The 19256-nt window shown below is 70.6% G+C and carries 18 protein-coding genes; 7 read left to right on the top strand and 11 right to left on the bottom strand.

All coding sequences use genetic code 11. The features are described from left to right. A complete protein-coding gene (locus AB0M47_RS29445; RefSeq protein ID WP_363419753.1) occupies positions 1 to 2634 on the top strand; it encodes a hypothetical protein in 2634 nt (877 codons plus the stop codon). A 71-nt stretch (positions 2635 to 2705) separates the two neighbouring features. On the opposite strand, the gene AB0M47_RS29440 is transcribed toward AB0M47_RS29445, so the two are convergent. Further along, the gene (locus AB0M47_RS29440) at positions 2706 to 3293 is read right to left on the bottom strand and encodes a peptidase inhibitor family I36 protein (RefSeq protein ID WP_363419751.1); all 588 of its coding nucleotides are present in this window, start codon (positions 3291 to 3293) and stop codon (positions 2706 to 2708) included. Positions 3294 to 3404: 111 nt separating this feature from the next. Between AB0M47_RS29440 and AB0M47_RS29435 the strand changes: the two genes are divergently transcribed. Next, positions 3405 to 4391, top strand: a complete 987-nt coding sequence (locus AB0M47_RS29435) for a hypothetical protein (protein WP_363419749.1) — start codon at positions 3405 to 3407, stop codon at positions 4389 to 4391. An 82-nt stretch (positions 4392 to 4473) separates the two neighbouring features. Next, entirely contained in the window at positions 4474 to 5325 is an 852-nt protein-coding gene (locus AB0M47_RS29430; protein ID WP_363419747.1) for an alpha/beta fold hydrolase, read from the top strand. Positions 5326 to 5424: 99 nt separating this feature from the next. On the opposite strand, the gene AB0M47_RS29425 is transcribed toward AB0M47_RS29430, so the two are convergent. From AB0M47_RS29425 to AB0M47_RS29380, 10 genes are all read right to left on the bottom strand, one after another. Beyond that, positions 5425 to 6276, bottom strand: a complete 852-nt coding sequence (locus AB0M47_RS29425) for a DMT family transporter (RefSeq protein WP_253754858.1) — start codon at positions 6274 to 6276, stop codon at positions 5425 to 5427. Further along, positions 6276 to 7070, bottom strand: coding sequence for an alkaline phosphatase family protein (locus AB0M47_RS29420; RefSeq protein WP_363419745.1), 795 nt, complete (start codon positions 7068 to 7070; stop codon positions 6276 to 6278). The genes AB0M47_RS29425 and AB0M47_RS29420 overlap by 1 nt, the downstream gene beginning before the upstream one ends. Before the next feature lie 137 nt (positions 7071 to 7207). Further along, complete coding sequence (locus tag AB0M47_RS29415; RefSeq protein ID WP_363419743.1) at positions 7208 to 7990, bottom strand: SDR family NAD(P)-dependent oxidoreductase; 783 nt, start codon at positions 7988 to 7990, stop codon at positions 7208 to 7210. A 7-nt stretch (positions 7991 to 7997) separates the two neighbouring features. After that, a complete protein-coding gene (locus AB0M47_RS29410; RefSeq protein WP_363419741.1) occupies positions 7998 to 9110 on the bottom strand; it encodes a hypothetical protein in 1113 nt (370 codons plus the stop codon). Between the two features lie 90 nt (positions 9111 to 9200). Continuing rightward, positions 9201 to 10178 carry an aldo/keto reductase gene (locus AB0M47_RS29405; RefSeq protein ID WP_363419739.1) on the bottom strand — a complete coding sequence of 326 codons (978 nt, stop codon included), beginning with the start codon at positions 10176 to 10178 and terminating at the stop codon, positions 9201 to 9203. Between the two features lie 17 nt (positions 10179 to 10195). Further along, complete coding sequence (gene lpdA, locus AB0M47_RS29400) at positions 10196 to 11581, bottom strand: dihydrolipoyl dehydrogenase (RefSeq protein WP_363419737.1); 1386 nt, start codon at positions 11579 to 11581, stop codon at positions 10196 to 10198. 38 nt (positions 11582 to 11619) lie between these two features. Further along, a complete protein-coding gene (locus AB0M47_RS29395) occupies positions 11620 to 12204 on the bottom strand; it encodes an ATP/GTP-binding protein (protein ID WP_253754845.1) in 585 nt (194 codons plus the stop codon). 203 nt (positions 12205 to 12407) lie between these two features. Then, positions 12408 to 13109, bottom strand: coding sequence for a Type 1 glutamine amidotransferase-like domain-containing protein (locus AB0M47_RS29390; RefSeq protein ID WP_363419735.1), 702 nt, complete (start codon positions 13107 to 13109; stop codon positions 12408 to 12410). A gap of 114 nt (positions 13110 to 13223) precedes the next feature. After that, positions 13224 to 14840: a HAMP domain-containing sensor histidine kinase gene (locus AB0M47_RS29385; protein ID WP_363419733.1), complete on the bottom strand. Its 1617-nt coding sequence runs from the start codon at positions 14838 to 14840 to the stop codon at positions 13224 to 13226. Beyond that, entirely contained in the window at positions 14837 to 15553 is a 717-nt protein-coding gene (locus tag AB0M47_RS29380) for a response regulator transcription factor (RefSeq protein WP_253754839.1), read from the bottom strand. The genes AB0M47_RS29385 and AB0M47_RS29380 overlap by 4 nt, the downstream gene beginning before the upstream one ends. 116 nt (positions 15554 to 15669) lie before the next feature. On the opposite strand from AB0M47_RS29380, the gene AB0M47_RS29375 reads away from it, so the two are divergent. From AB0M47_RS29375 to AB0M47_RS29360, 4 genes are read left to right on the top strand one after another with little or no spacing between them, the layout of a single operon-like run. Beyond that, entirely contained in the window at positions 15670 to 16221 is a 552-nt protein-coding gene (locus AB0M47_RS29375) for a hypothetical protein (protein WP_363419731.1), read from the top strand. Further along, the gene (locus AB0M47_RS29370; protein WP_363419729.1) at positions 16218 to 17249 is read left to right on the top strand and encodes a peptidoglycan-binding protein; all 1032 of its coding nucleotides are present in this window, start codon (positions 16218 to 16220) and stop codon (positions 17247 to 17249) included. Before AB0M47_RS29375 ends, AB0M47_RS29370 begins: the two co-directional genes overlap by 4 nt. Then, positions 17246 to 17938, top strand: a complete 693-nt coding sequence (locus AB0M47_RS29365; RefSeq protein ID WP_363419727.1) for an ABC transporter ATP-binding protein — start codon at positions 17246 to 17248, stop codon at positions 17936 to 17938. Before AB0M47_RS29370 ends, AB0M47_RS29365 begins: the two co-directional genes overlap by 4 nt. Further along, the gene (locus tag AB0M47_RS29360; protein ID WP_363419725.1) at positions 17935 to 19110 is read left to right on the top strand and encodes an ABC transporter permease; all 1176 of its coding nucleotides are present in this window, start codon (positions 17935 to 17937) and stop codon (positions 19108 to 19110) included. The genes AB0M47_RS29365 and AB0M47_RS29360 overlap by 4 nt, the downstream gene beginning before the upstream one ends. Positions 19111 to 19256 lie beyond the last annotated feature (146 nt).

Here is a 19256-nt window from a genome sequence, read left to right as displayed (position 1 = left end):
ATGAAGTCCGCGTTGCGAATCTTCGCCGTGGCCGTGCTGCTGATCGCGTTGGTGCCGGTCGGCCCGACGGCGGCCGACGGCGCGACGGTCGGCTCGACCGAGCTGAAGTCTGGCTGGGCGCTGCGCTCGGCGACCGGCCTGGCCGACACCGGCGCGACGATCTCCCAGGTCGGCTACTCGACCGCCGGCTGGAACCCGGTCACGCTGCCCTCGACCGTGCTGGCCGGGCTCGTGGCGAACAACGTCTACCAGAACATCTACGTCGGCCAGAACCTGAAGAACGTGCCGGCCCTGACCGGGCAGGACTGGTGGTACCGGGGCGAGTTCACCGCCGCCGCGGCCGCCGCCGACCAGGCGTACTGGCTGCGCTTCGGAGGCATCACCTATCGGGCGCAGATCTGGCTCAACGGGGTGCAGCTCGACGCGAACGCGGTCGGGTCGCTGGCCGCCCACGAGTACAACGTGACCTCGACGATCCGGCCCGGCCAGGCGAACGCGCTGGCCATCCGGGTCACCCCGGCCAAACCGGGCTGCGCCGACCTGTCGTTCTGCACGGTCGACTGGAATCCCGAGGTGCCCGACATGAACGCCGGGCTTTGGGGCAAGACCAGGCTGGAGACCACCGGCCCGGTGGCGCTGCGCGACCCGTATGTGAAGACGGTACTGCCGTTGCCCGCGACGAACGCCGCCGACCTGACGGTGTACGCCGACGCCGTCAACGCGACGAGCGCGCCCGTCACCACCACTGTCACCGGGACGATCAGCAAACCCGGCCAGCCGACCGTGACGGTCAGCCAGACGGTGACGCTGGCGGCGGGGGAGCGCCGGGAGATCGCCTTCGACCCGGCGGCGTACCCGCAGTTGCACCTGGCCAACCCCGTGCTGTGGTGGCCCTACCAGTTCGGCTCGCCCGAGCGCTACCAGCTCAGCCTGTCCGCCGCCGTCGCCGGGTCCACCTCGGACACCAAGAGCGTCGACTTCGGCGTACGCCAGGTGACGGACTATCGGACGACGGTCAACGGGACCGCCTTCGCCGGCTACCGGATCAACGGCCAGAACATCCTGTTCCGGGGCGGCGGCTACATGTGGGACATGCTCCAGCGCTGGGACACCAAGACGAACGCGGCCCACGTCCGCTACGTCAAGGAGATGGGGCTCAACACGATCCGCCTCGAAGGCACCCTCGGCAACGAGGAGCTGTACGACCTGGCGGACGCGGCCGGCGTACTGATCATGCCGGGCTTCACCTGTTGCAGCGCCTGGGAGAACGACTCCGGCTGGAGCACCGAGCAGACTCAGGTCGCCCAGGCGTCGCTGGAGACCCAGCTCCGATCACTGCGCGCACACCCGAGCGTCTTCGTCTGGGCGTACGGCAGCGACCAGCCGCCGACCGCGGCGCACCTGACGGCGTACAAGTCGATCGCCACCCGCCTGCACTGGCAGAACCCGACGCTGGACAACGTCGCGACCTGGTCGAACGCGAACGCGGGCGTGAAGATGGACGGCCCGTACAAGTGGGCGCCGCCGGTGCTCTGGTGGGACACGACCAAGGCCGGCAGCGCCTTCGGGACCACGGGGGAGGAGGGCACCGAGGCCCCGCCGCCGCTGGAGAGCCTGCAGAAGTTCATCCCGGCCGGCGAGCTGTGGCCGATCGGCGCGACCTGGAACTATCACGCGGGCAAGGCCGGCAGCGTCTTCGCGGACATCGGCATGTACACCGACGGCCTCAACCGCCGATACGGCACCGCGACGAGCGCGGCCGACTACGCGCTCAAGGCCGAGCTGATGAACTACGAGAACACCCGGGCGTTCTTCGAGGCGTGGAACTCCCACGAGTACAGCCAGTCCTTCGGGACCATCTTCTGGATGCTCAACAGCGCCTGGCCCTCGGTGCACTGGAACCTCTACGACTACTACTTCAAACCGGGCGGTGGCTTCTTCGGCGCGAAGAAGGCCGACGAGCCCGTGCACATCGCGTACGACTACGCGACGAAGAAGGTCTTCGTGGTCAACTCGACGCTGGCCGCCCGCGCGGGGCTGACCGCCACCGCGACGCTGCACACGATCCCGAACCTGGCGACCGTGTCCACCACGACCGCCCCGGTCACCGCGACGGCGAACGCGTCGACGCAGGCCCTGACGGTGCCCACACCGAACGGGCTGACCTCGACCTACTTCCTGCGCCTGCAACTGAAGGACGGCAGCGGCGCGGTCGTCAGCAACAACCTCTACTGGTACTCGACCACGCCGGACGCGCTCGGCAAGAAGAGCAACTGGTACTCCACCACGACGAAGACCTTCGCCAACCTGACCGGCCTGAACAGCCTGCCGTCGAACCCGTCGGTGACCTCGTCGGCGACGCGATCGGTGAGCGGCGGGCAGGAGACAGTAAGCATCACGCTGACCAACACCAGCTCGGCCAACCTCGCGTTCTTCCTCCGCCCGGAGATCATCGCGGGCAGCGGCGGAACCGAGGTCCTGCCGGTCACGTACACCGAGAACTACGTGTCGCTGTGGCCTGGCGAGTCCACCACGATCACGGCCGCGTACGCCACGGCCGACCTCGGCGGGCAAGCTCCCTACCTGCGACTACGCGGGTACAACGTGCCGACGGCGGTGGCGCCGATCCCCTAGACCCCACCGGGGAATGGGAGGTCCGGGCGGGCTGCGGCGCGGCAGCCCGCCCGGTACCCGGCGGACCGGGATCAGCCGCAGAAGCGAGACACGTGGTCAATCATGTTCGGGTAGTCGAAGTTGGCCGCCGTGAGCGAGCTGGCGAACGCGAGCTCCTGGTCGCTGGAGGAGATGCTGAAGTAGCCGTGGAAGGCGCCGATGTGGTTGAAGAAGCTGACCCCGGTGTAAGTGTTGTTGTGCTGCGACTCGGCGCGGTCGTTCCAGCCGTACTGCGACAGGTCCTGGGCGCCGCAGTCGCTCAGCTTCCCTCGGGGGTAGCCGTAGTTGGCGTAGTCGTAGAAGCAGAACCAGCCGCTCGGGCAGTCCGGCGCTCCGAGGATGCCGACACCTGACGCGTCGGGTGCGTCGGCGGGCTGCGCGAACGTGATCACGAACTTGCCGTTGTCGTACGCGACCTCGTTGGCGGCGGTCTGCTCGCCGCCGGGGTACAGCTTGAGCTGTAGTTCTACTTGACGCTGGAGTTCGGCCGGCGACCCGGCCCGCTTGGACAGCAGCTCACGCGACTGTTGTGCGTTCGGGCCAGGTTCGGCGGCGGCCGGCGTGGGCAGCAGTGAGCCGCACAACACCGCCGCCGCAACGGCTGCGATCAGCGAGCGCATCTTGAGCCTCCCTATTGCTGTATGCGAATTCGTCAAGGAGAGCAAGAAAATCTTCCGTGGCCCATGGTCTTTCGGACACCGCCGAATGTCGGGCACAGGTACCCTGCCGCGGTGGATGACAAGTGGGTCGACTTCCTGCGGTACCTCGCGCTGATCGGCGTCTACGTGTTCGGGGCGACGATCCTGGCGAACCTCGTGCTCCGCATACGCCGATTCGCTCCCACTCGGCGGACGCTCGCCAAGATCCCCGAGTACGCCCTCGCCTGGCGAGCGCTGTCCCGCGGTGAGTACGCCGAAGGCCTGGACCTCGCCTGGCGGGCGTACGAGGAATGCCGCGACCTGACGGCGGGCCGTCGCCGGAATGCGCTGGCCTGCTGCGAAGTGCTGCTCGGCACAGCGCTGCAAGAGGCCGGCCGCCACGAGGAGGCCCTCGTCTACCTGCGGCCCGCCGAGGCGACGCTCGCCAAAGCGCGAGAGTACGACGGCGGAATCGTGCGGGGCGCGTACGGGGCCGGGGTGCTCGCCCTCGCCGAATCGCTGTCCGAATTGGACGACCGATCCGAGGCGCTGGCGGCGACCGAGCGCGCCCTCCACTGGCACGTACGCCACGGCCGCCGCCGTCATTCGATGCCGTCGTACCACGCCGCGCTCTACCTCCACGGCCGGGAACTGCTGCGGAGCGCGCAGGTCACCGAGGCCGCCCGAGCCGCGCGTACGGCGTTGGAAGCGCGGCGGGCCACGACCAGCGACCCGGACGTGATCGTCGCGTCGTGCCTCGCCCTCACCGCCGAGATCGCTGTCGCGAACGACCGCCCCGAACTCGCCCTGCCGGTCGCCGAGGAAGCCGTCGCACACAGCCGGATGCTGTCGGCCGCCCCGGCCGCACACCGTGCCGCGCTGGCCGAGGCGCTCACGATCCACGCCCGCGTCCTCGGCGCACTCGACCGCCCAGCCGACGGCCTCGCCGCGATCACCGAGTCCGTCGAGCTGACCCGCAAGCTCGCCGAGGAACTCCCCGACCGCTATCGATCCGCCCTCGCCGACCGCGAGGCGACGATGGCCGACCTCGCGACGAGCGACAACGAGCGCGCCCGATGATGCGCCTGTTCCGCCGATGCATCGACACGGATGCGATTGCCCAGCTGACCGGAGCGGCCGGCGGTCTGGCAGAGTGACGGTCATGGACGCGTACGACGCCGTGGTGGCGCAATGGCCCGTCGAAGTCGAGACGCTCGATCTGGAGTCGCGGTTCGGCACGACCCGGATCCTGGCGGCCGGCCCTACGGTCGGAGAGCCGTTGGTGCTGCTCCATGGGGGTGGCGCTACGTCGTCGGTGTGGTTCGCCGATGTCGAGTCGCTGGCGCGGGAGCGCCGGGTGTACGCCGTCGACCTCATCTGCGACGCCGGACGTAGCCGACCCAGGCGGGGCGCTGTGCGTACCAGAAGGGATGTCGCGGACTGGTTCGCCACGGTGCTGGACGGATTGGGCGTGGAACGAGCCGATGTGGCCGGGCATTCCTACGGAGCGTGGGTGGCGCTCGCGGCGGCGGTGGAGACGCGGCGCGTGCGGCGGCTCGCGTTGATCGACCCGACGACGTGCTTCGCGCCGATGGCGCGTGGGTACGTGCGGCGCAGTCTGCCGGCCGTGGTCTTCGGCGGCGAGAAGCGGTGGCGGCGGTTCTTGGCATGGGAGACCGGGGGCCGCGCGCTGGATCCGGCCTGGCTGACCTTGGTGGCGACGCGGGCACAGGGGCGTAACCGCGCGAAGGTAGTGCTGCCGAAGCGACCGTCCGATGAGGAGCTTCGCGCCCTGGACGCGCCGGTGTTGCTGGTGCTGGGCGGGCAGAGCCAGGTGCACGACGTCACCGCCGTACGCGAGCACGCCGAACAGGTGCTCCGCGAGGTCAGCGTCGTGATGCTGCCCGACGCGACCCATCACACGCTGCCGCAACAGCACGCGATCGAACTGGATCCGTTCCTGCTCGACTTCTTCGCCAAGCACGACCCGGTCGCCGCGACGCCCCCGCGCTAACGCTGACTGTTCGCCCGCTGGATCAGGGTTCTGGGTCGAATCATGGCCCAAGATTCGACCCAGAACCCTGATCCAGCGCGAAAAACGCCACCAAAATCGTCAGGAGCGGCCGAGCAGTGTGCCGGCGGCGCCGAGCACGACGCCGAACGCGCAGACCAGCCGCCGCCACATGTCGCGTTCGCCGAGCAGTCGTGCGCCGAGGAAGACGACGAGGACCACGCTGACCTCGCGCAACGGGGCGATGACCGTCACCGGCGCGAGGGTGAGCGCGGTCAGGATGAGCATGTAGGAGGCGGGGGAGAAGATCGCGGTGCCGAGTGCGCTCTTCCAGTGGTCGCGCCAGACGTCGCGGAGTTGGGCTCGGCGGCGGACGAGCACGGGCGAGAGGGCCAGCGCACGCAGCGTGTCGGTGCCCCAGTTGACGAGGATCGGCGGGATGGCGGCGGCCGTCACCGCCTGCTTGTCCAGCAGTGTGTAGGCCGCGATGAACACCCCGACGAGCAGGCCGTACCCGATGCCGCTGCTCGCTTTGCGCAGGCCGAGCAGCGCCACGCTGACCGAGAGCGCCAGGATGCCGGCCCAGCCGAGCAGCCCGGGCTGTTCGTGCCAGGCCAACACGGCGACGCTGCTGGCCAGCAGCGGGCCGGTGCCCCGCGCGACGGGGTAGACGACGGACAGGTCGCCGACCCGGTAGCCCCGTTGCAGGGTGAGAAAGTAGCCGGTGTGCAGGACCAGTGCGCCCCCGATGAACAGCGGCGTGCGCCAGTCGAGCGAGGTCCACGCGGTCCACAGGGTCCAGATGCCCAGCGGCGCCCAGAGGATGGCGGCGACCGCCGACCACAGCCCGACGAAGACCGGCCCGCTGGCGCTGCCCGCGCGCTTGGCGAGCAGGTTCCAGCTGGCGTGGCACAGGACCGAGGCGGCGACGAGCGCGAGCGCGGTGGGCGGCATCAGCGCCGGCCGAACGGAACGCCGGTCATCGTGCTCACGTCCTGGCCGAACACCGCCAGGACGTGCGGCGCGACGTCCGCGTGGCACACTCGCCCCGCGTCGGCCGGGACGCTGGGCCCACTCGCCGCGATCCAGGCCTGCTTCTCCCAAGTGGTACGCCCACCGTGGCCGCCTTCGTCCCGATGGCCGTGATCGGTGACCACGATGACGGTCAGGTCGTCGAGGTGGGCGACGGCGTCGAGGACCTGGCCGATCTGGGCGTCCGCCCGCTCGACGGCGGCGAGGTACTCGGGGCCGGTGCCGACCGCGTGCGCCACCTCGTCGGGTGCTCCGATGTAGACGAATGCGGCGTCGTACGCGCCGGTGCTGAGCGTACGGGTGGCGTCGTCGACGACGAGCTGATCGGCCTCGGCGTGCCCGAGCGCTTCGCCGTCGGCGTACGAGAGCCGGGTCGGGTCGGTGAACAGCGGTCCGCCGGACGTGGCGGTCGCCAGCGGCGCCCAGGTCAGGGCGGCGTACGTGCGGAGTCCCGCGCGCTTGGCCAGTGTCAGGAAATCCGGGAAGACGGCCAGCCGATGGCCGGCGAACTTGTTGCCGAAGACCCCGTGCGCCTCCGGCCACATGCCGGTGGCGACCGTGGTCCAGCACGGGCCGGACAACACCGGCGCGGCCGAGCTGACCTCGAAGGAGCTGAAGAACCCGGCCTCGGCGACGGCGTCGATGCGCGGGGTGTGCGCGGCGGCGAGGGTGTCGAGGCGTACGCCGTCCACCCCGAAGACGATCACGTGCGGCACTCGGCTCCTCGTCCCTTGCCCGTCGCTTCCGTTGGCGGCAGATCACGGATATGCATGCGATCTTGGCGGTCGGAAGCATGCGTATCCGTGATCTGCCGCAGATCGGAGGCGATGGTAACCGGTTACTGTCAGAAAGATCAAGGGTGGAGGCGGTGGTAGAGCTTGCGCATCCCGCCGAGCCAGCGATCGGTGTCGGTGACCCGATTCAGCGAGTACTGCGCCACCTCGGGATGCGGCAGGATCAGGAACCGCCCCTCGTCGATGGCTTCCACGACTCGGTCGGCGACCTCGGCCGGCTCCAGCAGCGGGGCGGCGGCGAGCGTGGCGGAGTCTGCGGGCGCGCCGTCGAGCAACGGCGTACGCACGCCTTGCGGGCACAGGCAGGAGAAGGTGACGCCGGTGTCGCCGCCGTAGCGGATGGCGAGCCATTCGGCGAGCGCGACCGCGCCGTGCTTGCTGACGGCGTACGCCGCGACGTCGAGTTCGGTCAGCAGCCCGGCGGCGGAGGCGGTGACGAGGAAGTGCCCGCGGCCCCGCTCGACCATCCGCGGCAGCACCGTACGCGCGGCGTACAGGTGGGCGAGGACGTGGACGCCCCAGGCCAGTTCCCAGTCGGAGTCGGTGCCGAGCCCGGGCGGCGTGGCCACGCCCGCGTTCGAGCACCAGATGCCGATCGGGCCGAGTTCGTCCTCGATGCGGTCGACCGCGCGGGCCACGGCCTCTTCGTCGGTGACGTCGAGCCCGATCCCGCCGTGTCCCTCGCCGAGGGCGTACGCCGCCCGAGCGGCGCGAGCGCCGTCGAGGTCCGCCAGCACGACTCTGGCCCCGTCCGCGGCGAACCGCTGGGCCAGGGCCAGGCCGATGCCACTTGCTCCGCCGGTGACCACGACGATGCCGTCGGTGGGCTTGTAGTGCGCCATCGCGACATCATTCCAGGTTCAGGTAAACCCCTCCGGCGAAGGCTCCGTCGTGCAACTCCAGCCGGTCCGGCTGCGCGCCGGCCGGGAGGCTGAACCGCAGCGCCATCACGCGTTCCAGCCCGGGCGGGACGGCCAGGGTGAAGGGGTCGCCGTAGTTGGCCGCGAGGACGGCGGCCGGATCCGGCTCGACCCAGGTTTTGTCCGATGTGTACAGCCGCTGCATGGTCCGATAGAGCTGAACGGGCTGATCACCGGCTCGGATCGACAAGGTGACGTCGCACGTCGTGGCCTTGCCCTTGGTGCAGCTCGCCGAGTAGATCGTGAAGTGCGCGGTCCCGTCGGACGCCTCCTGACCCACCTCGGCCTCGGACTGCGGCCCGTTCCAAGCGTGTGCCCGCACCCCCTGCGCGTTCTCCACGGCAGCCGCCATCCGCGGGACGAACACCAGCAACGCCACCGCGCTCACCACGATCACCGCGACCGCGGCCAGACCCACGGGCACCCACCAGGCAGGCTCCCGGCGGGGCTGCTCCGGTTGCGCCTCGCGGACCGTTCGCGCTTCGTCGGCGGGCCGGGTCTCGCGGGCCGGTCGCGCCGCGCGGCGTTGCCAGGCTCGCCGGCCCAACCACACGAGTACGCCGAGCGCAGCGACCAGGGCCACGAACGGCAGCCAACGGCGCCACCAGGGCGCTTCCGGACCTGCCACCGCGACGACGTCGGCGGCGGCGCAGTCGAGCAGGCGCCCCGACGCGGCGTCGTTGACGCAGGCGGTGGCCGGTTCGGACGCGTGCGGCACGGGCAGCGCGCCGGAACTCTGGAGCGTGGTCTGAGCCTTCGGCGCCACCTTCGCCGACCAGACCACGCGGTCACCGTCCACTTTCGCGCCGTCGGCGACCAGACCGGTCGTGCCGTCCGGCATCCGCTGGACCACGATGGTGGTCATCGGCAGCGCCGAGGTATTGGTCAGCACGATCTGGTAGACCGTGTTCGCGCCGGCGGACTGGGTCTCCAAGGCGACCTGGACCGGCGCGTCCGGGACGGCTGCTGCGGGTGCGGAGACTGGGGCCGCGGCCGGCAGAAGCGCCTGGGCGACGGCCACCCCGAGAGTCAGGATCGTCATAACGAAGGTGACGCTGCCACGTTCAGTACGCCGAATCCCGGGTTTGTCCAATCCCACCCGCTACCGGCGGGTCTCGCTTAGGGTGACCCGTTACCAGCGGTTGTGCACGAGTGGCCGGATCAGTTCGTCGTAGACCTCGGCGACACCCTGCTGCGCCTCGGCGCTCAGCGGCGCGAGATCGGCGGCGGCGGCGTTACCGTGGGCCTGCTCGGCTGAGCGGGCTCCCGGGATGACGACGCTGACCCCGGGCTGGTCGACGATCCAGCGCAAGGCGAACTGCGCCATCGTCGCACCGGCCGGCACCAGCGACCGCAGCCGGCGGACGGCTTCCAGCCCGACCTCGAACGGTACGCCGGAGAAGGTCTCGCCGACGTCGAAGGCCTCACCGTGCCGGTTGAAGTTCCGGTGGTCGTTCGCGGCGAACGTGGTGTGCTCGTCGTACCGCCCGGACAGCAGCCCGCTGGCCAGCGGCACCCGGGCGATGATCCCGACCCCGGCCGCCTGCGCGGCGGGCAGTACGCGCTCCAGCGGCTTGAGCCGCAACGCGTTGAGGATGATCTGCACGGTCGCCACGTTGGGCCGGGCGATCGCGGTCAGCGCCTCGTCGCAGGTCTCCACGCTCACCCCGTACGCCGCGATCCGCTTCTCGGCGACAAGCGTGTCCAGGGCGTCGTAGACGGCGTCGGAGGCGTACACCGGGGTCGGCGGGCAGTGCAGCTGGACCAGGTCGAGCGTGTCCGTCTGGAGGTTCTCCCGGGACCGGTCGGTCCAGCGCCGGAAGTTGTCCAATGTGTACGCCGACACCTCCTGCGGCACCCGGCGGCCCATCTTGGTCGCCACGGTCAGCCCCGGGCGGTCCTGGACGAGCCTGCCGACGATCTGCTCGCTGCGGCCGTCGCCGTAGACGTCGGCCGTGTCGATGAAGGTGACGCCGGAGTCGACGGCGGCCCCGAGCACCGCGGCCGCGTCGTCCTCGGCGACCTCGCCCCAGTCGGCGCCCAGCTGCCAGGCACCGAGCCCGACCTTGCCGACGGTGCGGCCGGTACGCCCCAGGATCGCGGTCTCCACGTCCCCGACTCTACCGATCACATGTTGATCATGTGGCCGGACAGGCCGTGAATCGCCTCCTTGACCGCCTCGCCGAGGGTCGGGTGAGCGTGCACGTTGCGGGCGACCTCGTGCACGGTCAGATCCCAGAGCTGGGCCAGGGTCAGCTCGGGCAGCAGCTCGGTCACCTCCGGGCCGATCAGGTGCGCGCCGAGGATCTCGCCGTGCTTGTCGTCGCTGATGACCTTGACGAAGCCGACCGTGTCGCCGAGCCCGTTGGACTTGCCGTTGGCGGAGAACGGGAACTTCGCGACCTTGACGTCGAAGCCGCGCTCGCGGGCCTGCGCCTCGGTCCACCCGAAGCTGGCGATCTGCGGCTGGCAGTAGGTCGCCCGCGGGATCATGACGTAGTCCAGCTCCATCGTCTCCGCGTCGCCGATCGTCTCGGCCGCGATGATGCCCATCGCCTCGGCGGCGTGCGCCAGCATGAGTTTCGCCGTCACATCCCCGATGGCGTAGATGTGGGGGACGTTCGTCCGGCACCGGCCGTCGACGTCGATCGCGCCGCGCTGCGTCAGGCGTACCCCTGCCTTCTCGAGACCGTAACCCTCGACGCGGGGCGCGAAGCCGATGGCCTGGAGGACCTTGTCGGCCTCGAGGACTTGCTGTTGCCCGTCTTTGGTGACCGTCACGCGGACCTTGGGGCCGCTGTCCTCGATCGCGTCGACCCGGGTGCCGGTGTGGATCTCGACGCCCATGCGCTTGTAGCGCTTGGCCAGCTCGGCCGAGACCTCCTCGTCCTCCAGCGGGACGAGCCGGTCGAGGAACTCGACGATGGTGACCTTGACCCCGTAGTTGTGCAGGACGTACGCGAACTCGACGCCGATCGCGCCGGCCCCGGCGATGATGATGCTCCCGGGCAGCTGGTCGGTGAGGATCTGCTCCTCGTAGGTCACGACGCGCTCGGAGAGCCGGGTGCCGGGGATCAGGCGGGTCACCGATCCGGTGGCGATGATGCAGTTGTCGAACGTGATCCGCTCGTCGCCGACCTGCAGCGTGTGGTCGTCGAGGAAGGCGCCGCGCGCGTTGTACTGCGTGATCGAGTTCTTCTTCATCAGGAAGTTGACGCCCTTGACGCGGCCGTCGGCGACCTTGCGGCTGCGCTCGAACGCCGCCGTGTAGTCGAACTTCACCGTGCCCTCGACCTGGATGCCGAACAGCTTCTGCTCGTCCCGGAAGATGTGCGCCAGCTCGGCGTTGCGGAGCAGGGCCTTCGACGGGATGCAGCCGATGTTGAGGCACACGCCGCCCCAGAAGCGTTCCTCGACGACGGCGACCTTCTTGCCCAGCTGGGCGGCGCGGACCGCCGCGGTGTATCCGCCGGGCCCGGCGCCCAGCACGACGACGTCGAAGTGCTCACTCATGATCGCCAGATTACCCCGCCGAAGGGCCGGGTTCGCCGTTAAGCGGCTGCCTCGGCCATGGTCCGGGTGTGGACGTGCTCGATCAAGGTCACCAGCAGCTCGCGGCCGGCGCGGGGGTCGCGGACGTCACACTGGACGACCGGTACGCCCGGCCGCAGCGCGAGCGCGGCCCGCACGGTCGGCAGGTCGAACGACTGACGGCCGAAGAACGGGTTGACCGCGATCATGAAGGGCGTGCCGCGCTGCTCGAAGTAGTCGATGGCGGCGAAGCAGTCGCTCAGCCGGTTGGTGTCGGCGAGCACGATCGCTCCGAGGGCGCCCAGCGCGACCTCGTCCCACAGCGGCCACAGGCCTTCCTGGCCCGGCGCGCTGAACAGGTAGAGGACGAGATCCTCGTCGAAGGTGAGCCAGCCGAAGTCCATCGTCACCGTGCTCGATCGGCGTACGCCGGTGCGTGGGTCCTTCGTGGTGTAGACCTCTTCGGTGTGCAGCGGGGTGATCTCGCTGACCGAACCGACCAGGGTGGACTTGCCGGCGCCGAGACCGCCCGCGACGACGACCTTCAAAGAGGTCGGCACGGCGTAAGCGGGGCTGCTGCCGTCTTCGCGAAGTCCGGAGACCATCGATCACCGCCGGTAGTGGGTTGTCCTTGCGGACCTGACGTCGAACGCGGTGATATTACTCCCGCGCGACACTCGTGCCCCCGCAAGGCGGCAGGTGTCATCGCGATTCTCACAACGTTTCGAGATGTGTGAGTCCGTTGTGGACCGACCCTACCAGGGCATCTGGTTCGCGCAATGGGTGGCTGTCCGGTTTCCGCAGACCGTTACAGGGTCACGGCGGAGCCGGACGGGATGCCCTCGCGATGTCCGCCGTCGAGCAGCCACGCCTGCGATCGGCCCCAGACGGTCCAGTCGTGCCCGTCGCCGACCAGGGCGGTGTCCTCGTCGATCCCGACGATTCGCATGCCCTCACGGGGTCGCAGCAGCGGCCGCAGCATCAGATTCGGCATCCGGCCCAGGAACTTGTCGAAGTGCGGCAACACCCGCAACCCCGGCACCAGCCCCAGACCGGGCGCGCCGGCCTTGGTGGGATGCCGGATGTCGGGGACCCAGCCGCCGAAGGCCATGGCACCGGCGCTGCACCCGGCCAGCGCCGTGCCGTTCTCCCACAACGTGACGATCGCCGCCCACAGTTTCGTGTCGCGGAAGGTCTCGGTGAGGTAGAGCGGATTACCGCCGGAGAAGTAGATCAGGCCGGGCGTCTCCCGGGTCAGCTCCTCGACGAACGCCGGGTCCTCGGCGTCCTGCCGGGTACGCACGACCAGCGGGACCGGCTGGGCGTCCAGCTTCTCGGCATGCCGCTCGCCCAGCGAGATCCAGCGGTTCAGGCTGCCGTCGCCCTCGGGCGCGGCGGCCGTCGGGATCTGGACGTACCGCCGCGGGCGGCCGTCGAGCAGGTGCTTGTCGACGTCGAACATGGCGTCGGTGTACTCGCCGGAGCCGACCAGGGCGATGGGTCCTGCCATGCGATTCAGCGTACTGCGCGCTCCCGCGGGCTCCGGTATGGCGCTGGATCAGGGTTCCGTGTCGAATCATGGGGCAAGATTCGACACGGAACCCTGATCCGCTGCCCAAGCAGGCTAGTGGGGGAGGCGGACGGTGAAGGTGGTGCCGACGCCGACCGTGCTCGTCACGTCGATCGTGCCGCCGTGGTCGCTGACGAGCTGCCGGGCGATGGCCAGCCCGAGGCCGCTGCCGCCGCGTCCCCGGGCCGGGTCGGCCCGCCAGAGCCGGTCGAACACATGCGGCAGATCGGCGGGCGCGATCCCGCGTCCCGTGTCGCTCACCGCGACGGTCGCGGCCGAGCCGTCCGCCGTGACGGTCAAGGTGATCCGGCCGCCGGGCGGGGTCGCGGTGATCGCGTTGCGGAGGAGGTTGCCCAGGACCTGGCGGAGCCGGTCCGGGTCGGCGTACACGGTCGGTTCGCCGTCGGTGCGCACTTCCACGGTGAGCCCGGCCGCCTCGGCGACGGCGGCATGGGCGGTCCGCACGGTCTCCGCCAGCTCCGCGAGATCCACCGTCGTCCGGTGGTACGCGAGCACGCCGGCCTCGGCCATCGCCAAGTCCTGCAGGTCGTCCACGATGCGCTGCTGCAGCAGGGCTTCCTCGTGCAGGGAGGCGAACAGCTCACGGCTCGGCGGCATCACGCCGTCTTCGAGCGCCTCGAGATAGCCGCGCAGGTTCGCCAGGGGCGTACGCAGTTCGTGGGCCACGTCGGCGATGAGCTGTCGCTGCCGTTCCTCGCTGGCCGCCAGCGACCCGGCCATGCGGTTGAAGGCCCGCGCCAGTTCCGCCAGCTCGTCGTGGCCGGTGACCGGGACGGGGTCGGCCCGGCCCTGCGTCGCCAGCGTGCGGGAGGCGGTGGTGAGCGCGCCGATGGGCCGCAGCACCCGGCGGCTCAGCAGGACGGCGCACACCGCGGTGACCAGCACGACCGCAGCTGCGGCCAGGCCGATCGCCCGCGCCGGCACACCCCGAGCCGGCACCTCGTCCAGCGCGCCGAGATAGACCTGGACGGGCTTGGGGGCGTACGCCGAGAGGTCCTCGTTCAGCAGTCCGATGAGGCATTCGGCGTCGTTGTCGCGATTCAGGCATTCCTTGCCGCGTGTGTCCACCGGTCCCCGCGGCCGGCTGGCTTCCTTGGCTCGCCGGTTGCATGCGCTGCGGATCGCCTCCGCTCCGCCGAGGATCTCGAAGTACGGCGGTTTGCCGTTGACCTGGACGAGGCGTACGTCCAGGCCGGCGTCGGCCGCGCAGGACGTCATGATCCAGCCACGGTAGAAGGCGTCCGCACTGGCGACGACCAACCGGAGTCGGCCGTACGCGTCGAAGCCAGGCGGGAAGGCGACGACCGGGCGTACGTCCACAAGCGACGGAGCGCCGACGGTCGGCCGGGCGGTGCGGCCGGCGAGCACGTCGGAGTCAGCGAGCACGGCCCCGGAGTCGTCGACCACGCGGATGCGCTGGTTGAGCCGCCCGGCGAGGGTCTGCACCGGATCCTCGACGCCGGACCAGGTCGGATGCGTACGCCCATAGGCGGCCAGCTCGGCGACCGCGTCCTCGACGTCGCGATGGCTGGCCGCGACGTAGCTCGTCAGGGCCTGGTTGGCCTGTTGCAGGGTCAGCCAGGCGGTGGCGGCCGACGACGTCGCCACCAGCACCACCGTCAGCAGGAGGACCCGCAGCCGGAAACTCATGCCGCGACCTGCCCCGGCGAGCCTGGCGAGCCCGGCGAGATCCGGTAGCCACGGCCGTACACGGTCTGGACGTAGCGCGGCGCGGCCGGATCGTCCTCGATCTTCCGGCGCAGGTTCATCACGTGGGCGTCGACCGTGCGCTCCTCGACGTAGTGGTCGAACCCGAACGCCCGGTCGATGATCTGCGCGCGGGTGAAGACCCGGCCCGGCTCGGCCGCCAGCACCTGCAGGATGCCGAACTCCTTGGCGGTCACGGCGACCGGGCGCCCGGCGACGCGTACCTCGAACCGGCCGGGGTCGACGGTCAGCTCGCCGACCGTCAGCACCTCCTCCTCCGGCGACGAGATCCGCCCGGACCGGCGCAGCAGCGCGCGTACGCGGGCGGTCAGCTCCCGGGGGCTGAACGGCTTGGTCATGTAGTCGTCGGCGCCGATGTCGAGGCCGAGCAACAAGTCGTCCTCCGCGCTGCGCGCGGTCAGCAGCAGGATCGCCACGTCGGACTCGGCTCGCAGGATGCGGCACACGTCCAGCCCGTCGACCAGCGGCATCATCACGTCGAGCACCACCAGGTCCGGCCGGTACGCCCGGCTCCGGTCGAGCGCGGCCCGGCCGTCGCCGACCACGAGCACGCTGTGCCCCTCCCGTTCGAGGTAGACCCGCAGCAGGTCGGCCTGCTTTCGGTCGTCCTCCGCCACCAGTACGCGCGCTCCCATGCGGGCCACCTTAAGCGGGCCGTGAGCATGGCCGGTAGCTGCGGCAACAGCGCCGCATGCCGCCCGCACAGGTTCTTCACAAGATCTTCACGACTGTCGCCCTAGCGTCCGTCGCCGTGAAGATCACACGAATCGTCGCGGTGGCGGCGCTGGTGGCGGCGCTGGCCGGGTGCGGCAAGGGCAGCGAAGATCCGAAGGTGGCGAGCGCGGGCGGCACTCCGACCATCGCCCCGACCTCCGACGTCGTCGGCGCGTACGTCGAGGCGGTCCGCGTCTACGTGACCTGTCTGCGGGCCGAGGGCCTGAAGGTCACCGACCCGGACGCCAAGGGCCGGTTCACGTTCGAAGGCGACCTGCGCAAACTCAAGGCCGACCCGAAGTTCCGCGCCGGCCAGCAGAAGTGTGGCGGCCTGTTGCCGCCGGTGCCGGAAGAGCTGGAGGAGCGGCCGGTCATGACCGCCGAGGAGATCGAGAACGCCCGCAAGTACGCCAAATGCATGCGGGATAACGGGGTGCCTGAGTTCCCCGACCCGGGTCCGGACGGGTACTACCCCGAAGACGGGCCGTATTCCGGGAGCGGTTCGGACGCCGATCTGCGGGCGCAGGTGATCTGCTCGCCGATCGTCAACGGGGGCGTGCGGATCGATCCCAGTAAGGGTCAGGGATGAGGCGCTCGATCGCCGTGGCCGTCGCCGTCGCCGTCGTGGCGGGGGCGGCGGCCTGGGCCTCGGTCGGCTTCGGCGGCGGTACGCCCGACGCGGCCGGGACCGAGCCGAGCCGGGCCGAGAACGTGCCGGTCAAGCGGGAGACTCTGGTCAGCTGGGTGACGATGGACGGGCAGGTGGGTTTCGGCCTGGCCCAGCCGATCGCGAGCACCGCGGCGGGCACGGTGACCTGGCTCGCTACGCCGGGCACGACGATCACGCGCGGCAAGCCGTTCGTCCGCGTGGACGACAAGCCCGTGGTTCTCCTCTACGGGCAGCTGCCGATGTATCGGGACCTGCAGGCCGGCGTCGAAGGCGCCGACGTCGCCCAGTTCGAGACCAACCTGAAGGCGCTCGGCTACACCGGGTTCACCGTCGACAAGGAGTTCTCGTCGTCCACCACGACGGCGGTCAAGCGCTGGCAGGCCGACCTCGGCCTGCCCGAGACGGGCGTCGTCGCGGCCGGTCAGATCGTGTACGCCTCCGCCGCCGTCCGCGTCGCTCAGCAGCTCGTCCGGCTGGGGGCGGCCAGCCCGGCCGAGGTGGTGTCGGCGACCGGGACGACGAAGATGATCACCGTCTCCGCGCAGACCGCCGACGCCGGCTGGGCCGTACGCGCCGCGAAGGTCACGATCGAGCTGCCCGACGGGACCACGACGGAAGGCAAGGTCGACTCGATCGGGGACGCGCCCGAGTCGGAAGGCCACGGTCCCACCGTGACGATTCTCGTCGCGGTCGCCGATCAGAAGGCGCTCGGCCGCCTCGACCGGGGCACGGTCACCGTCCGCCACGCCGCCCAGGAACGCAAGGACGTGCTGACCGTGCCGATCGCGGCCCTGCTCGCCCTCGCCGAAGGCGGCTACGGCGTGGAGGTCGTCGACGGCGGGAAGTCCACCGTGGTGGCGGTCCGGGTGGGCCTGTTCGCGGGCGGCCGGGTCGAGATCACCGGCAGCGGCGTAGCCGAGGGCACGACGGTCAGGGTCCCGGCATGAGCACGCCCGCGGTGGAGTTGCGGAACGTGTCGAAGGTCTATCCGGGCGGGGTCACCGCCCTCGCCGACGTCGACCTCACCATCGAACGGGGTGAACTGGTCGGCATCGTCGGCCGCAGCGGGTCCGGCAAGTCCACCCTGCTCAACCTGCTCGGCACCCTCGACCGCCCGACCACCGGCAGCGTACGCATCGACGGGCGTGAAGTCGGCGTACTGCCGGACAAGCAACTGTCCAGGCTCCGGGCCGACGTCATCGGCTTCGTCTTCCAGCAGTTCCACTTGGCTTCCGGCGTAGCAGTGCGGGACAACGTGGCCGACGGGCTGCTGTATGCCGGGGTCCCACAGCGCGCCCGGCGGAACCGGGCCGAGGAGGCACTGCGCAGCGTGGGCTTGGAGCACCGGCTGGACCACCTGCCGAACCAGCTCTCGGGTGGCGAGCGGCAGCGAGTCGCGATCGCGCGGGCGATCGTGGGGGAGCCGGTGCTGCTGCTGGCCGACGAGCCGACCGGCAACCTCGACAGCGCGTCCGGCACGACCGTCCTCGGGCTGCTGACCGACCTGCACGCGGCCGGCACGACGGTCGTCGTCATCACGCACGACCGGCAACTCGCCGAACAGCTGCCCCGGCGGGTCGAGCTGAGCGACGGGCGGATCGTGCACGACTCCCACCACCTGTCAGGAGCGTCATGACCAGGTTGAGCCCGGCCGACGTCGCCCGGCTCGGCGCGAGCGGCCTGCGGTCACGACCGCTTCGGGTGTTCCTGTCCGCGCTGGGCATCGCCATCGGCATCGGCGCGATGCTCGCGGTCGTCGGCATCTCCTCGTCCAGTCGCGCCGACCTCGATCGCACGCTCAGCCGGCTCGGCACGAACCTGCTCACCGTCGCGCCCGGCAGCACCCTCGGCGGCGACGACGCGAAACTCCCGGTCGCGGCCACCGCGATGGTCGGGCGGATCGCCCCGGTCGAGGCGGTCGCGGCCACCGGCCTCGTGGACACCGCCGTCTACCGCAACGACCACATCCCGCCGGGCGAGACCGGCAGCATCTCGGTCCTCGCGGTCGACAAAGACCTGCCCGGCACGGTCCGCGCCACCCTCCACACCGGCTCGTGGCTCACCGAGGCCACCGCGCGGGTCCCAGCCGTCGTCCTCGGCTCCCGCGCCGCCGCGAGACTCGACCTTCGGTCACCCGGCGCGCTGGTCTGGCTCTCCCAGCAGTGGTACGCCGTCGTGGGCGTCCTGAATCCGGTACCCCTCGCGCCCGAACTGGACAGCGCCGCGCTCATCGGCTGGGCCTCGGCCCAGCAGTTCGCCAGGTTCGACGGCCACCCCACCAAGATCTACGTACGCGCGGTGGAAAGCCAGATCGCGCAGGTCAGATCGGTCCTGGGGCCGACGGCGAACCCGGCGGCCCCGAACGAGGTCGCGGTCTCCCGCCCGTCCGACGCGCTCGCCGCCAAACAGGCGACCGACTCGGCGCTGACCGGGCTGCTGCTCGGACTCGGCGGCGTCGCCCTGCTCGTGGGCGGCGTCGGCGTGGCCAACACGATGGTCATCTCCGTCCTCGAACGACGCTCCGAGATCGGCCTGCGCCGCGCCCTCGGCGCCACCCGAGGCCAGGTACGCCTCCAGTTCCTCGCCGAATCGCTGCTGCTCAGCCTGCTCGGCGGCGGGGGCGGGGTGGCCCTGGGCATCCTCGTCACCGGGGTGTACGCCGCCACCCGGGACTGGCCCTCGGTCATGCCGCTCTACGCCACCTTCGGCGGACTCGGCGCGACCCTGATCATCGGCGGCATCGCCGGCCTCTACCCGGCCGTACGCGCCGCCCGAGTCACCCCCGCCACCGCCCTCTCCACCGCCTAATCCACCCCTCCACCCCACCCCCCTCCACCCCACCCCCCTCCCCCCTTCCCCCTCCACCCCACCCCCGGCCTCTCCCCGTTGTTCATGGAGTTTAATGTGGGGTCGTGGGGGTGTCACCCCCGGAAACACCATGATCAACGCCCGGA

Origin of the sequence: Hamadaea sp. NPDC051192, assembly GCF_040682475.1 — a bacterium.
Classification (GTDB): domain Bacteria; phylum Actinomycetota; class Actinomycetes; order Mycobacteriales; family Micromonosporaceae; genus Hamadaea; species Hamadaea flava.
This window is presented reverse-complemented; position numbering and strand designations above follow the sequence as displayed.

Excerpts from the sequence above, each read along its gene's own strand:
- AB0M47_RS29390 (WP_363419735.1), bottom strand. The coding sequence starts at position 13,109 with ATGGCAGGACCCATCGCCCTGGTCGGCTCCGGCGAGTACACCGACGCC.
- AB0M47_RS29360 (WP_363419725.1), top strand. The coding sequence starts at position 17,935 with ATGACCAGGTTGAGCCCGGCCGACGTCGCCCGGCTCGGCGCGAGCGGC.
- AB0M47_RS29385 (WP_363419733.1), bottom strand. The coding sequence starts at position 14,840 with ATGAGTTTCCGGCTGCGGGTCCTCCTGCTGACGGTGGTGCTGGTGGCG.
- AB0M47_RS29440 (WP_363419751.1), bottom strand. The coding sequence starts at position 3,293 with ATGCGCTCGCTGATCGCAGCCGTTGCGGCGGCGGTGTTGTGCGGCTCA.
- AB0M47_RS29395 (WP_253754845.1), bottom strand. The coding sequence starts at position 12,204 with ATGGTCTCCGGACTTCGCGAAGACGGCAGCAGCCCCGCTTACGCCGTG.
- AB0M47_RS29365 (WP_363419727.1), top strand. The coding sequence starts at position 17,246 with ATGAGCACGCCCGCGGTGGAGTTGCGGAACGTGTCGAAGGTCTATCCG.
- AB0M47_RS29380 (WP_253754839.1), bottom strand. The coding sequence starts at position 15,553 with ATGGGAGCGCGCGTACTGGTGGCGGAGGACGACCGAAAGCAGGCCGAC.
- AB0M47_RS29410 (WP_363419741.1), bottom strand. The coding sequence starts at position 9,110 with ATGACGATCCTGACTCTCGGGGTGGCCGTCGCCCAGGCGCTTCTGCCG.
- AB0M47_RS29415 (WP_363419743.1), bottom strand. The coding sequence starts at position 7,990 with ATGGCGCACTACAAGCCCACCGACGGCATCGTCGTGGTCACCGGCGGA.
- AB0M47_RS29445 (WP_363419753.1), top strand. The coding sequence starts at position 1 with ATGAAGTCCGCGTTGCGAATCTTCGCCGTGGCCGTGCTGCTGATCGCG.
- AB0M47_RS29430 (WP_363419747.1), top strand. The coding sequence starts at position 4,474 with ATGGACGCGTACGACGCCGTGGTGGCGCAATGGCCCGTCGAAGTCGAG.
- AB0M47_RS29370 (WP_363419729.1), top strand. The coding sequence starts at position 16,218 with ATGAGGCGCTCGATCGCCGTGGCCGTCGCCGTCGCCGTCGTGGCGGGG.
- AB0M47_RS29425 (WP_253754858.1), bottom strand. The coding sequence starts at position 6,276 with ATGCCGCCCACCGCGCTCGCGCTCGTCGCCGCCTCGGTCCTGTGCCAC.
- lpdA (WP_363419737.1), bottom strand. The coding sequence starts at position 11,581 with ATGAGTGAGCACTTCGACGTCGTCGTGCTGGGCGCCGGGCCCGGCGGA.